The following is a 13,732-nucleotide window of genomic DNA, read 5'->3' on the forward strand; positions in this document are numbered from 1 at the left end:
CCGGCGCGGCGCAAGGCTATGACCGTCCGACGACTTTCGACAAGGGGTTAGGAAAGGGGCTGTACAAAGTCCCTGCGGCTCACGGCGGGCAGGGTGGGGATCGAGCCGTCCGTCACCCCTCCAGCACCTCACCGACGAACGCGTTGCGGAACGTCCCCGTCGGGTCCAGCTCCTCCGCCAGGTTCCTGAACTCCGCCAGCTGCGGATAGCGCCCGCGCACCACCGGCGCCGCCATCGTGAACATCTTGCCCCAGTGCGGCCGCGGATCGAACGGCGTCAGCGCCTCCTCCACCCGCCGCACCACGGGCAGCACGGCCGCCGTGTCCTCGACCCAGGTGAAGTGGAAGGCCACCGTGTCCCGCCCGTACGCCGGACTCAGCCACTGACGGTCGGCCGCGACCGTACGCACCTCGCAGACCTGCAGCACCGGCGCGATCCTCTCCCGGATCGCGTCGAGCGCACGCAGGGCACCCGTCGCGTGCGGTCGCGGCAGCAGATACTCCGACTGGAGCTCCGCGCCGCTGCTCGGCGTGAACTCGGGCCGGAAGTGCGGCAGTCGCTCGTGCCACGGCCCCGGCACCCCGAACTGCTGGGTGCAGTTCCCGGCGGGCATCCCCGGCACCGGATGCATCGCCTCGGTGGCAGGCTCGGCCCACGGAAACCCGTCCCACGGCACATCCGTACGCCGCTTGACCCACGCCTGGACGAACCCCGACCGCCGCCAGTCGGTGAACAGACTCACGCTGTACGCCGATGCCGACACCGTCTCGAAGTCCAGTTCCGCCAGCGCCAGCCGGCCGAACACATGCTGGGCAACCTCGAAGTCCGGCTCCACGTCGAGCGTGAGCGCGGTGACGACACCGAGCGCACCCAGCGAGGTCACCGCCCCGCTGAAGCGGGGGTCACCCCGGCCTATCGTCAGGGCGGATCCGTCGGCGAGGACCAGCTCCACCTCGCGTACGGGCGAGGCCAGCGAGCCGTTCGCGTTCCCCGAACCGTGCGTGCCGGTCGCCACCGAACCCGCCACCGAGATGTGCGGCAACGAGGCCATGTTGGGCAGCGCGAACCCCCGCTCGTGCACCGCCCGGGCCAGCTCCGCGTACCGCACCCCGCCCGCCACTCGGACCGTCCGGGCCGCGGCGTCCACCTCGACCGACGGCGGCAGCGCGGTCAACGAGAGGAGCACACCCTCGCTGCCCGGGTCGGCGATCTCGTTGAACGAGTGCCCACTGCCGAGAACGCGCACGCGATCGGCACGCGAGACGAGGGCCCGCAACGCGTCGAGCGAATGCGGCCGCTGCAGCTCCTTGGCGGAGTAGGTGATGTTCCCCGCCCAGTTCGTCAGAACCTCTGCCATCCGTGGTCCTCCCGGAAAGTTCGCGGTGACCGGCAGACCGGCCACCCTTGGAACCTACCTGGCCCCGTCCCACCCCAGGGGCGCGGGGAACTGCGCACCCAGCCACAGCCGACCCGCACCCACCCACTCACCACCGGACCCCCGTCCATTGACCCTCTCGCTCCGCGAGACCTACCGTAGAGACCGGTTGCTATAAACGCGTCACCGATCCGGAAGGTCACCCCACCTTGCGCCCACGCCCCGCCGCACTTTTCGCCATGACAGCCGAGAACGTGCCCCAGATCTTCCCTCCGGACGTACTGGCCCGCCTGGGCAACGCGGTAGAAATCGATCCCACTCTGACGGCCGAGAACTTCACCGACCCCCGAGTACGGGACGCACTCGCCGACACGGAGATCCTGATCACCGGCTGGGGCTGCCCCCATATCGACGAGGCGGTCCTGACCGCCGCCCCCCGGCTGCGGGCGATCCTCCACGCGGCCGGCTCCGTCAAGGGACTCACCTCGCCCGCGGTCTGGGAACGCGGCATCACCGTCTCCTCCGCGGCCGGCGCGAACGCCCTCCCCGTGGCGGAGTACACGCTCGCCATGATCCTCCTGGCGGGCAAGGACCTCTTCGCCCAGCGAGACCGCCTCCGCGCCCAACGCGCCTTCCCCTACGGGGAGATCATGCCGGGCATCGGCAACTTCGGCCGCCGCGTGGGTGTGGTCGGAGCCTCCCGGATCGGCCGCCGCCTCATCGAACTGCTGCGCCCCTTCGACCTGCGGGTCACCCTCGCCGACCCGTACGTCGACGTGACGGAGGCCGCCGCCCTCGGCGTACCCCTGCTGCCGCTCGACGACCTGCTGGCCACCAGTGACATCGTGACCGTCCACGCCCCGCAGACCCCCGAGACCCTCCACCTCATCGGCCGCCGCGAACTCGCCCTGATGCCGGATGGATCCGTGCTCGTCAACACGGCCCGCGGTGCCCTCCTCGACCACGACGCCCTCGTCGAAGAGCTGCGGGCGAACCGGCTCAGTGCGATCCTCGACGTCACCGACCCGGAGCCGCTGCCCGTCGACTCGCCGCTCTTCGACCTGCCGAACGCGTTCATCACCCCGCATCTCGCGGGCTCCCAGGGCAACGAGGTGGCCCGGCTCGGTCTCGCCGTCACGGAGGAGGCCGAACGCCTGCTGTCCGGACGGGAGTTGGCCCACGCGATCGACCACGCCGTACTGGAGCGCACCGCATGACCTCGATCCTGACCCCGCGGGCCGACGCCGCCGCCCCGGGCGAGCCGCTGCACCACTTCTGGTCCGTGTGCGCCGGCGCGGGCCGCGCCGCCGAGGGCCTGCGCGCCTCCTGGCAGGAGCAGTTGCGCCAGGTCGCAGGCGGCTGCGGCTTCCGGTACGTACGCTTCCACGGCCTCTTCCACGACGACATGTTCGTCTACCGGCTCGGCGGGGACGGGCAGGCGGTCCTCAACTTCCAGTACGTGGACGACCTGTTCGACCGGCTCCTCGACGCGGGCGTCCGCCCCTTCGTCGAACTCGGCTTCAGCCCGGGCGACCTGGCCCGCGAGAAGGGCACCATCTTCTGGTGGGGCGCCCACGGCTCCCCGCCCACCGACCTGGTGGCCTGGGCGAGCCTGGTCTCCGCGACCGTCCGCCACTGGGTCTCCCGGTACGGCATCGACGAGGTCCGCCAGTGGTACTTCGAGGTGTGGAACGAGCCGAACCTCGACCCGTTCTTCCGCGGCACCCGGGCCGAGTACTACGACCTGTACGCGGCAACGGCCCACGCCCTCAAGGCGATTGACCCGGATCTGCGCGTCGGCGGACCTGCCACCAGCAACTTCGTGCCGGACGCGCGCTTCGACGGCGACACCGAGGACAAGGGCGGCCACGTGACGGTCACCGCGGACAACCTCGACGCCCTGGAGTGGCGGCCCGTCTGGCTGGAGCACTTCCTCGGCCACTGCTCGCGCGAGCGGCTGCCCGTCGACTTCGTCTCCTGCCACCCGTACCCCACGGACTGGGCGCTCGACGACCACGGCGAGGGCGCCCACTACACACGCGGCGCCGACGCCACCCGCAGGGACCTCACCACGGTCCGGGACATCGTCGGCAAGAGCCCGTTTCCGGACGCCGAGATCCACCTCACCGAGTGGAGCTCGACCCCCTCCTCCCGGGACCACACACACGACCACCCGCAGGCCGCGACCTTCGTCGTGCGGGCCAACCTGGAGTCGATCGGCCTCGTCGACTCCCTCGCGTACTGGACGTTCACGGACGTCTTCGAGGAGATGGGCGCCGGGGACACGGCCTTCCACGGTGGCTTCGGGCTCCTCAACCAGCAGGGCATACCCAAGCCGACGTACCACGCCTACCGGTTCCTGCACGCGCTCGGCGACGAACTCCTCGCCCAGGTGCCGGGCGCGGTCGTCACCCGGGACGCGGCGACCGGCCGGATCGCCGCCCTCGCCCATCACTACCCGCCCGAGATGCCCCTCGCCGTGCCCCTCTCGACACCGGACCGCACGGTCGCCGAGGAGACACTGGCACTGGGCACCCCCGTCCCGTACACCCTGAACCTCACCGGACTGCCGGCCCATGCCTCCTTCACCGTGGAGATCCTTGAGCCCGGCAGCGCGGACGGCGGAGACACCCTCGCCGCCTGGCGCGAGCGCGGCGCACCCGAACCGCTCTCCCGCGAGGACATCACCGCCCTGCGACGGACGGCCCCGCGCACGGAGACCGTACGGGCCGACGCGGCGGGCGAGCTGACGTACGAACGCCTGCTCGCGCCCTGGTCGGTGGTGCTCGTACGGCAGGACGACGGCGGCCCGGCCGGCCCGTGGGAGAGGCCCGTAGGAGAACCGGGCCACCCCATAGGGTGACCGGTACAGAGCAGGGGAGGGGAGCCCGCCGGTGGCCAAGAAGACGGAGCCCGTGATGGGCAATGACGCCTCCACGGTCCGGGACGTCGCCGCGCGCGCAGGCGTCTCCGCCTCGACCGTCTCCCGGGTCCTGGGCGGCACCTACCCGGTCGCCGCGAGCACCCGCGCCCGGGTCCTCAAGGCGATGCGCGAGCTCGACTACGTGGTCAACGCGCACGCCCGCGCGCTCGGCGGCTCCACCAACAAGACAGTCGCGTTCGTCGTCGACGACGTCACCGGACCCTTCTACGCCCACATCGCACGCGGTGTGGAGGAGCAGGCGTCCGCCGAGGGCAGGCTCTGCATGCTGTGCACCACGCACGGCGATCCGCAACGCGTCCTCGCCGTCGTCGAGACCATGCGCGAACAGCGGGCCGACGCCGTGATCGTCGTCGGCGGCGCCTGGGAGGACAAGGCCTACCAGGACCGTATGACGCACTTCGCGCACGCCCTGGACCGGGTGGGCTCGCGGCTCGTCCTCGTCGGCAGGCCGCCGCTCGGCCCCGGGGTGCCCGCCACCGTCGTCGAGTACGACAACGAGGGCGGCGCCTTCGCGATGACCACCCACCTGCTCACCTCGGGCCACCAGCGCATCGCCTACCTCGGCCGGGTGCCCGGACTGTCCACCAGCGGCCAGCGCCTCAGCGGCTTCCGGCGCGCCCACGAACTGCTCGGGCTCGCCCCCGACCCGGCACTGATCCTGGACGGCACGTTCAGCCGCTCGCACGGCTATCAGGGAGCCCGCCAACTCCTGGCGTCCGGCGCCGACTTCACCGCGGTCTTCGCGGGCACCGACATGGTCGCGGCGGGCGCGCTGCAGGCCCTGCGCGAAGCGCGTGTGAGCGTCCCCGACGACGTGTCCGTGGTCGGCTACGACGACGTGCCACTGGCCCTGGACCTCTTCCCGGCCCTCACCACCGTCAACGTCCCGCACGAGGAACTGGGCCGCGCGGCCGTCCGGCTGGCCCTGCACCGCGAGGAACTCCCCGGCAGCCAGCACCTGGTGCTCGGCACCCACATCGTCCTGCGGGACTCGACACGACGACCCGGGCACTGACTTCGCCCGTCGCGTCCCTGACTTCCCCGTTCCGTTCCCTCTCTGTAGCGGTCGTTGTGCCTCTCTGGACAACCGGTCTCTAGAAAATCGGCTGTCCGATAGCTCCTTATTTTCCGGCTACTGGTTCGAAATCTCGTGCAAAACCGGGTGAGTTGGCCCGGTTCCCCAGTTTTCTCTGCCCGATGTCTTGCCGACGTACGGGACCGGTTCTAGCTTCCATAGAGACCGATTTCTATGGCGCCCTCGGACGGCAGAACCCGAGCGGCGGACGGTCCCCCCTGTTCCAGTCCCCTCAGGAGCCGCCATGCCTCAGCCCCGTGTCCCGCACCGCGCGACCCTGTCCGCCGCCGCGCTCGCCACCGTGCTCACCCTCACCGCGACCGCCTGCGGCGGCTCCGACGACTCCTCGGACCAGTCGAAGGGGCCGGTCACCCTGGAGTATTGGAGCTGGTCGGAGACGAAGAACGTCGACCCCGTGGTGGCCAAGTTCAACGCCACGCACACCGACATCAAGCTCAAGTTCGTCAAGCAGGCCGACAACCCCGGCACGGCACAGAACCTGCGCAACGCGGTCGCCGCCAAGAAGGACGTCCCCTGCCTGGTGCAGAACTTCGGCGAGGTGCCCAGCCTCGTCGGCGAGGGCCTGCTGAGCAGCGTCGACAAGGAACTCAAGCCGTACCTCGACCGGTTCAACCCGGCCGCCCTGCCCAGCGTCCAGGCGGGTGGCACCTACTACGCCGTCCCGACCGGCTTCAACCCGACCTTCATGATGATCAACCGCTCGGTGTACGACAAGTACGGCGTCGACGCCCCCAAGACCTGGGACGACGTGATCGCCGCAGGCAAGAAGCTCAAGAAGCACGGCGTGTACGTCATGAACCTGGCCGGCGAGGACCCGTCCACCCTGGTCAACCTGGTCCAGCAGGCGGGCGGCTCCTGGTACGAGCAGAAGGGCGACAGCTGGAAGATCGACTTCCTGTCACCGGAGTCCCTCAAGGCCGCCGACCTCGTGCAGCAGCTGGTCGACGGCGGCATGGTCGCCAACCAGACCTACCAGGACCGGCCCGCCCTGATCAGCTACTTCGACTCCGGGAAGATGGTCTCGCTGCCCACCCAGACCTGGCAGCTGCAGAACTACGAACTGAACTACAAGAAGTCCCTCGGCGACTGGCAGCCCATCGACCTGCCCCAGTTCTCCGACACCACGGAGTTCACCACCCCCTCCTACAGCGCCAACAACGGCGTACTCGTCCCCAAGGGCTGCGAGCACGTCAAGGAGGCCGTCGAGGCGGCCGTGTGGATGAAGACCGACAAGGCCGGCATCGACTCCACCTACCAGAAGGACACCAAGCAGTACGAGTGGCCGGGCGCCGTCAAGGACGTCACCCCCTGGGTCGACTCGGTGGTCACCGACAAGCTCTTCGGCACCCACAAGTCCGAGGCCCGCGGCGTGATCCTCAAGTCCGTCGAGCATGCCAGGAGCAACTGGACGGTCGGCCCCAACTACACCGGAGTCTTCGCGGAGTTGCAGGACCAGTGGGCGAAGATCGTCACCAAGAAGATCACGGTGAAGCAGGCCCTTGAGCACCTTCAGGAGTTCACGGTCGACGACCTGAAGTCCAAGAACATCAACGTCGAGGGCTGACCCATGGCAGCCGTCACCGAATCGCCGTCCCGGGCCGCACGCCTGGGATGGCGGCGGATCATGGCCCTCAAGGGCGCCTCGTTCACGGTCCCCTTCTTCCTCGGGTTCCTCCTGTTCACCGTGACCCCGCTCGTCATGGCGCTCAAGGAGAGCCTCTACAGCGAGAAGGGCTCCGGGCTCGGATTCGGCGAGAAGACCGTCGAGTTCGTCGGCCTCGACAACTTCGTCGAGGGCTTCGGCGACGGCCGCTTCTGGGCCTCCATGCTCCGCGTCGGCCTCTTCGCGGTGATCAGCATCCCGGTCATCCAGATCGCCAGTGTCGGGCTCGCGCTGCTCCTCGACGCGGCCTCGCAGCGCGTCGCCGACCGCTTCAGGATCCCGCTGCTGATCCCGTACATGATCCCGGGCATCGTGGCCACCCTGATCTGGATCTACCTCTACAGCCCGGTCGTCGGACCGCTCACCCCGTTCTTCGACCTCTTCGGCATCGACGCCAACTTCTACGGCGGCGAACTCATCTGGGTGTCCATCGGCAACCTGATGGCGTGGAGCGGGATCGGCTTCAACATGCTGATCGTGTACTCGGCGCTGCGCTCGGTCGACGCGAACGTGTACGACGCCGCCCGCATCGACGGGGCCTCCGAGTGGCGGATCGCATGGTCGATCAAGGTGCCGCTGGTCCGCCGCTCCCTGGTCCTCACCACCGTGCTCAGCATCATCGGCACGCTGCAGATCTTCAGCGACACGATGCTCTTCAAGTCCATGGCACCGGAGACGGTCACCCGCGACTTCACCCCGATCATGGCGATCTACGACTGGGCCTTCCAGCAGGGCAACTTCAACTACGCCTCCGCCCTCTCGATCATCCTCGCCCTGGTCGTCGGCACCGCGTCCGCACTGTTCTACCGGCTCACGAACAAGGCGCCCACGTCATGACCGCCGTCAGCAGCAGGCCCACGACCGCTGTCCCGGCCGTGCCCCTCCATGTCGCGCGGCGCGAGCCTGCCGCGGCGGGCGCGGGCGGTGTGTCCGTTCCTCGGCCCACGAGTCCCCGGCCCACGAGCGAGGTCTCCCCTTCATGACCGCAACCATCGACCGGTCCACGACCACACCCCCGCGCCCGAAGCGCGGCGCCACCGCCTCCCGCGAGGGAACCGGCCCCGTCCGGCATTCCCGGCGGACCAAGGCCCTGGTCCTCGGCGGAGTCGTGTTCTTCACCCTCTACTCGCTGGCCCCCGTGTGGTGGCTGATCGTCTCGGCGACCAAGAACCAGTCCGACCTCTACACCACCAACGGCCTGTGGTTCTCCGACCTGCACTTCACGGACAACCTGAAGGCGCTGTTCACCTACCAGGACGGCATCTTCCTCAAGTGGCTCTGGAACACGCTCTACTACGGAGTCGTCGGCACCGCCGGCATGACCCTGGTCTGCGTCGCCTGCGGCTACGGCCTGGCGATGTACCAGTTCCGGGGCCGGGGCGTACTGATGGGCTGCATCATCGGGTCCTTCCTCGTCCCGCACGCACTGCTCACCATCCCGTCCTTCCTGCTCTTCACGGACCTGCGGATGGTCGACACCCCGTCGGCGATCATCGTGCCGAGCCTCTTCAACGCCTTCTCCGTCTACCTCGCCAAGGTGTACGCGGAGGGCGCCATCCCGCCCGAACTCCTGGAGGCGGCCCGCATCGACGGCGCGGGGGAGTACCGCATCTTCTTCACCGTCGGCGCCCGCCTGATGTCCACGGGCGCGGCGACGATCTTCCTGCTCGGTTTCGTCGGCTCCTGGAACTCGTTCTTCGGACCCCTGGTGTTCCTGCGTACGCCGGAGAAGTGGACCGTGATGGTCGGCCTCTACTCGTGGCTGAAGGTCAAGGTCGACACGTCCGCCGACCTGACCGGCATGGTGGTCGTGGGTTCACTGCTGTCTCTCATCCCGATGGTCATCCTGATGATCTCGATGCAGCGCTTCTGGCGCTCCGGGGTCACGCTCGGTTCTCTCAAGTAGTCGTGTCCGTACTGCTGTTGAGGCAGCCGTGTCCGTACGGCTGTTGAGGCAGCCGCGCTCGCACGGCTGTTCAGGTAGCCGCGCCTGAACGGGTGTTGAGGTAGCCGCGCTCGCACGGCCGCCCCCGTGGCCGCGTCCGCAAGGCTGCCCGAGCACCCGGCCCCGAACGGCCCGAAGCCCTCCCGCCTCCGGCCGATCCGACCCCTCCCGCTCCCATCCCCGCCGTGAGGATCCCGCATGTCCGTCACCAGAAGATCCGTCCTGGCCGGTACCGCCGCCGGCACCGGTGCTCTCGCGCTGACCGGCTGGTCCTGGACCGCCCCCGAGCAGGCGTCCGCCGCAGGGGCCGAGGAAGCGTCCGCCGCAGGGGAGGCGGAGGCCGACGGCGCGAGACGCCTCGACCTCGTCGACTTCGGCGACCCCGACTCCGAGACCGCGCACGGCCTCCACGCCCCCGACTCGACCGCCGTCGACGGCAAAGCGGGCGACCGGGCCAGAGTCGCCAAGCCCCTGGCCACCCCCGACATCAAGACCGGCGACCTCCGCTTCACGATGAGGGTCGACCCCCTCCACCAGAACTACCTCACCGTGAAGTTCTGGGGCGGCGACACCTCCCCGTACAAGACGATCGCGTACATCAACGGCGAGCAGATCGGCTACCGCCGCTCCGGCGACTACGAGGCGCTGAACACCGGTACGGTCCGTCCGCTGCCCGGCCGCTTCTTCTACGCCACCGTGATGCTGCCGCTGGAGCACACCAAGGGCCGCGAGCGCGCCGAGATCACCCTGCGCACCTACGACGCCGCGTTCGCCGCCAAGGTCACCGCCGACTCCCGCGGCTACTACCGCGCGTACACCCACACCGGCGCGTACCTCGACGTGAGCGACGAGCCGCAGGCCGACTTCACACCACCCACGGACACGGTCGCGGACCTGACCGAGCCGCAGAAGCAGGCACTTGTCGACGGCTATGTGGCCGGCCAGGTGAAGCTCTTCAACGACCACTCCGCGAAGATCGACGCATCGGCGACCGCCCGCCTCAGCATCGTCCGCTACGAGGACGAACTCCGCTTCTACGCCTCCGCGTTGACCCAGGCCGGCTGGTGCCCGGCACGGACCGCCACCGACCGTCGGACGGCCCTCCTGCGAGTCTTCAAGTGCCTGGACAACCACACCAAGGACTACTACGCCGACACGAGACTCCTGGCCCGCGGCGGCCACCAGGGAGACTGGGGCGGCTACTACGGAGCACTCGGCGAGGCCCTCTACATCGTCGAGAACCTCATCGCGGACAAGGATGTTCTGGGCCGCGACGCTTTCGAGGCATTCCTGGACGAGCCCTTCACCACGGGCACCAGCGAAGGGAAGACCTCCCTCAAGGACGTCGACTTCGACGGCTCACCGCTGACCCGCCGGGCCGCCTGGGGCCGCGTCCTGAAGGCCAACTTCGACTACGCCCGCTCGCGGCTCTCGTACATCTACAACCAGGTGATGTACACGTACGAGGGCGCCTGGGAGGCCCACGAGGGGCTGCGGGTGATCGGCTCGGAGTTCTACGAGGGCAAGGCGCGCAGCCACCGCATCGCGGGCGAGGCACTCGGCTGGCTGCCCTTCCTCGGCGAGGAGGTCCTCGTCAGACCCGACGGCCAGGACCTGGACCTCTTCCACTCGCTCTTCTACCACGACACCACGGCCCGCTGGACGGACGACTACATCAAGTACGTCATCAAGGGCCTGGCCAAGTCCAAGCAGGACAAGGCCGGCAACGTGGTGCGCCGCCTGCCCCTCGGCAAGCACTACACCACGATCACCGAGGCGGGCCACACCCGCGAGAACGGCTACGTCGCCAACTACGGCGAGGCGACCAACTACCTGCCCGAGTGGTTCCACCGCACCTGGGGACACAAGGGCGACGAGGACCTGAACGACCGGATCCTGGAGATCGCGCTGCGCAACCTGCACGCCCGCTCCCTGGCCCGGATGACCGACCTCGGCGACAACCTCAAGCGCACCATGCGCATGGAGATGGTGATCGACGAGCGCAACACCAACTACCCGGGCTTCCCGGGCTATGTCCTACGCATCTCCGAGGGTCGGATCCTCAACTACGTGTCTCTGGCTCGGCACATGGCCGAGCACGCAGACCGGTACACCGCGAACCGCTGGACGGCCACCCGCTCGTACGCCCGCGAGGCGGTCGGCTTCGCCCAGCAACAGCTTGCCGACCACCAGTACTTCAACTCCTTCGCCTCCGTCACGGGCAAGAACAAGTACGACCTCGCGCTCGGCGAGACCTACGCCTACCTGAAGGCCCACGAGCCGACCGGAATCGTCCACCCACACACGGACTTCGCCCACTACACGGCCGCGGAGCTGACCGCACTCGCGGTGAAGCGGGCCGACTACGAGCGCTTCGCGTGGGTCGACGTGGACTGCATGTTCGTCTCGCTCAGAGACGGCGATCTCCATCTCTGGGGCCAACTCAACGAACGCCAGCGGGGGTTCGCCCGCAACGGCCGCCTGCACGTCCGGCAGGCGAACCGCGACCACATCGTGCAGATCAACACCAACGCCCGCTTCCAGTACGAGGACTACTGGGCCCGCATGGACAACATCGACGTCGACTTCATGGAGGACCAGCAGACGGCCGACTCCTCCGCGCTTCAGGCCCTGGCGGGCGAACTGGCGCCCATCACCCACCAGCCGGGCGTCGGCACGGTCCACCGCGAGAACTTCGAGGCAGACCACGCCTATTCGGGCTACCCGGACCTGCTGACCGCCCGCTACGGCCGCTACTTCTTCGTCTTCAACACGACTCGCAGGACGTACGGGAACGAGCGGTCGTACGAGGTGGAGGTGCCCTCGGCCACCGGTTCGAGCGGCTCGACGGTGCTGGACCTGGTGAGTGGCAAGGAACTCCCGGTGCGCGGCGGCAAGGTGAGGGTCCCGCCGAAGACCGGCCTGGTACTGAAGCTGCCGACACCGCTGCAGCCCGAACTCCCGCCCGCACACGTCGACTTCGTGCACACCCTCCCCGGCGACGGAGCGGTCACGGTGACCTGGCAGACGACCGCGGGCGCCGCGCACTACGAGGTGCGGCGAGCGACCCGGCAGCAGGGTCCGTACAAGGTCCTCGCGGCGAAGGAGACCGGCCACCACTTCACGGACGCATCGGCCCGCCCCGGCGAGACATACTTCTACACGGTCACAGCCGTCAACGGCCAAGGCCCCGGCTGGACTTCGCACACCATCCGAATCGAACTCCCCAAGCCCGCCTCGCCCGGCCTCAGAAACTCGGGCTGGCGAGACGACGCCCTGCGCAAGGCCAGGCCGGGCAGCACGGCGGTGCGAGGCTCGACGATAAGAGTGCTCGGCGCGCGCGGCGACGGACTCGGCAAGGGCGACGACTACAAGGTGCCCTCCCGCGATATCGAAGACCAACTCCACTACGTGAGCCGCCCCTTGACGGGAAGCTTCACCCTCACGGCCCGGGTCTCCGGGGCACGCGGTCCGCTCACCGGGCTGATGCTCCGCGACCGGATCGCCGCCGACACCCGCCACCTGTTCTTCGGCGCGGACAAGGACGGACAGCTCGTCTTCCACAACCGCACCCGCGACAGCCGCCACGACTGGCAGGACGACCTGCGCTCACCCATCACCCGCCGCCTCGACGGGCAGACCCTGGCCGCGACGCCGTACCTGCGGATCGTCCGGGACGCCGGCAGCCACCGCGTGCACGGCCAGGTGTCGTCCGACGGCACCACCTGGGTGACGGTCGCAACACTCTTCACGCCCTTCCCGTACGCGGTCCACGCGGGCTTCGTGGCCACGGGCGACGCGGAGTTCGCGAAGGTGGCGGTGGACACCCTCGGCGTGCACGCGCTCCTGCTCTCCGTAGAGCGCGACGCCGACACCGCGACCGTCCGCTGGAACAAGCCCGACGACGCTCTCACCTTCACACTCTCCCGCTCAACAGGCGGCGGACAGTGGGAGGTTCTGAAGAAGGACACACGCGAGTACACGTACGAGGACAAGAACCTGCGCCATGGCACCCGCTCCTACAAGGTGACGGCGGCCCTCGTCGTCGGCGGCACCCGTGACTCGGCCGTGGCCGTGGCGGTCGCCGAGACCTTCGCCCAGGTCCTCGCCCGGGCCCGGAAGGCGGACGCCGCCGACTGGACGAAGAAGTCGTACGCGGCCTTCACCGCCGAACTCGACCGCATAGAGAGGACGACCGGCGACCCGGAGTCCGACCGCATCGACGCCGTGTACGCAGCCCATGAACTCCTGGTCTCCATCGACACGTTGCTGCGGAAGTTCCAGGTCACACCGTCCATGGTGGTGGCCTCCACCACCCAGTGGCCTGGTACCGGAACCAAGGAGGCCGCAGGCTGGCGGGCCTTCGACGGCGACACCACCACGTACACGGACACCACAGCCGCCGAGAGCTGGATCGACATCGACGCGGGCGCCTCGGGGCCGATCACCGTCGATCGCATCCGTCTGTACCCTCGCGGCGACCAGTTGAGCCGCGCCAACGGAACGGTGTTTCGCGGCGCTGACGGGGCCGGGGCCGACTGGACCGACTTCCACACGGTCGGCGGGGTCGACGCGGCCCGGTGGTACGAGTTCCGGCTCGCCGAGCGGGTGTCGTATCAGCGGATCCGTGTCTACGACGGGCACAACGGGCGTTGCAATGTGGGGGAGATCGAGTTCTGGTACCAACTGCCCGATGAGGGGTGATCGCT

The 13,732-nt window shown here is 69.0% G+C and carries 8 protein-coding genes; 7 read left to right on the plus strand and 1 reads right to left on the minus strand.

Annotated elements, in window-relative coordinates; all coding sequences use genetic code 11:
• Positions 1 to 112 precede the first annotated feature (112 nt).
• Positions 113 to 1,357 carry an FAD-binding protein gene (locus ACFWXQ_RS10410; protein ID WP_383939408.1) on the minus strand — a complete coding sequence of 415 codons (1,245 nt, stop codon included), beginning with the start codon at positions 1,355 to 1,357 and terminating at the stop codon, positions 113 to 115.
• A gap of 227 nt (positions 1,358 to 1,584) precedes the next feature.
• Here ACFWXQ_RS10410 and ACFWXQ_RS10415 point away from each other — a divergent pair, with 227 nt between their 5' ends.
• The 7 genes from ACFWXQ_RS10415 to ACFWXQ_RS10445 all read left to right on the plus strand — a co-directional run bounded on the left by ACFWXQ_RS10415 (position 1,585) and on the right by ACFWXQ_RS10445 (position 13,727).
• A complete protein-coding gene (locus ACFWXQ_RS10415) occupies positions 1,585 to 2,592 on the plus strand; it encodes a hydroxyacid dehydrogenase (RefSeq protein WP_383939405.1) in 1,008 nt (335 codons plus the stop codon).
• Positions 2,589 to 4,238 carry a beta-xylosidase gene (locus tag ACFWXQ_RS10420; RefSeq protein WP_383939403.1) on the plus strand — a complete coding sequence of 550 codons (1,650 nt, stop codon included), beginning with the start codon at positions 2,589 to 2,591 and terminating at the stop codon, positions 4,236 to 4,238. The genes ACFWXQ_RS10415 and ACFWXQ_RS10420 overlap by 4 nt, the downstream gene beginning before the upstream one ends.
• Positions 4,239 to 4,269: 31 nt before the next feature.
• Complete coding sequence (locus tag ACFWXQ_RS10425; RefSeq protein WP_383939399.1) at positions 4,270 to 5,334, plus strand: LacI family DNA-binding transcriptional regulator; 1,065 nt, start codon at positions 4,270 to 4,272, stop codon at positions 5,332 to 5,334.
• 304 nt (positions 5,335 to 5,638) lie between these two features.
• Complete coding sequence (locus tag ACFWXQ_RS10430; protein WP_383939396.1) at positions 5,639 to 6,979, plus strand: ABC transporter substrate-binding protein; 1,341 nt, start codon at positions 5,639 to 5,641, stop codon at positions 6,977 to 6,979.
• 3 nt (positions 6,980 to 6,982) lie between these two features.
• Entirely contained in the window at positions 6,983 to 7,915 is a 933-nt protein-coding gene (locus ACFWXQ_RS10435) for a carbohydrate ABC transporter permease (RefSeq protein WP_245697176.1), read from the plus strand.
• Positions 7,916 to 8,057: 142 nt separating this feature from the next.
• Complete coding sequence (locus ACFWXQ_RS10440; protein ID WP_383939393.1) at positions 8,058 to 8,984, plus strand: carbohydrate ABC transporter permease; 927 nt, start codon at positions 8,058 to 8,060, stop codon at positions 8,982 to 8,984.
• Positions 8,985 to 9,221: 237 nt separating this feature from the next.
• Complete coding sequence (locus tag ACFWXQ_RS10445; protein WP_383939391.1) at positions 9,222 to 13,727, plus strand: Tat pathway signal protein; 4,506 nt, start codon at positions 9,222 to 9,224, stop codon at positions 13,725 to 13,727.
• Positions 13,728 to 13,732: the final 5 nt, after the last annotated feature.

The sequence above is a fragment of the Streptomyces sp. NPDC058697 genome, from assembly GCF_042715345.1.
In the GTDB taxonomy this organism is placed as follows: domain Bacteria; phylum Actinomycetota; class Actinomycetes; order Streptomycetales; family Streptomycetaceae; genus Streptomyces; species Streptomyces liliifuscus.

Coding starts and splice junctions, on each gene's coding strand:
- ACFWXQ_RS10410 (WP_383939408.1), bottom strand. CDS start 1,357: ATGGCAGAGGTTCTGACGAACTGGGCGGGGAACATCACCTACTCCGCC.
- ACFWXQ_RS10420 (WP_383939403.1), top strand. CDS start 2,589: ATGACCTCGATCCTGACCCCGCGGGCCGACGCCGCCGCCCCGGGCGAG.
- ACFWXQ_RS10430 (WP_383939396.1), top strand. CDS start 5,639: ATGCCTCAGCCCCGTGTCCCGCACCGCGCGACCCTGTCCGCCGCCGCG.
- ACFWXQ_RS10435 (WP_245697176.1), top strand. CDS start 6,983: ATGGCAGCCGTCACCGAATCGCCGTCCCGGGCCGCACGCCTGGGATGG.
- ACFWXQ_RS10440 (WP_383939393.1), top strand. CDS start 8,058: ATGACCGCAACCATCGACCGGTCCACGACCACACCCCCGCGCCCGAAG.
- ACFWXQ_RS10445 (WP_383939391.1), top strand. CDS start 9,222: ATGTCCGTCACCAGAAGATCCGTCCTGGCCGGTACCGCCGCCGGCACC.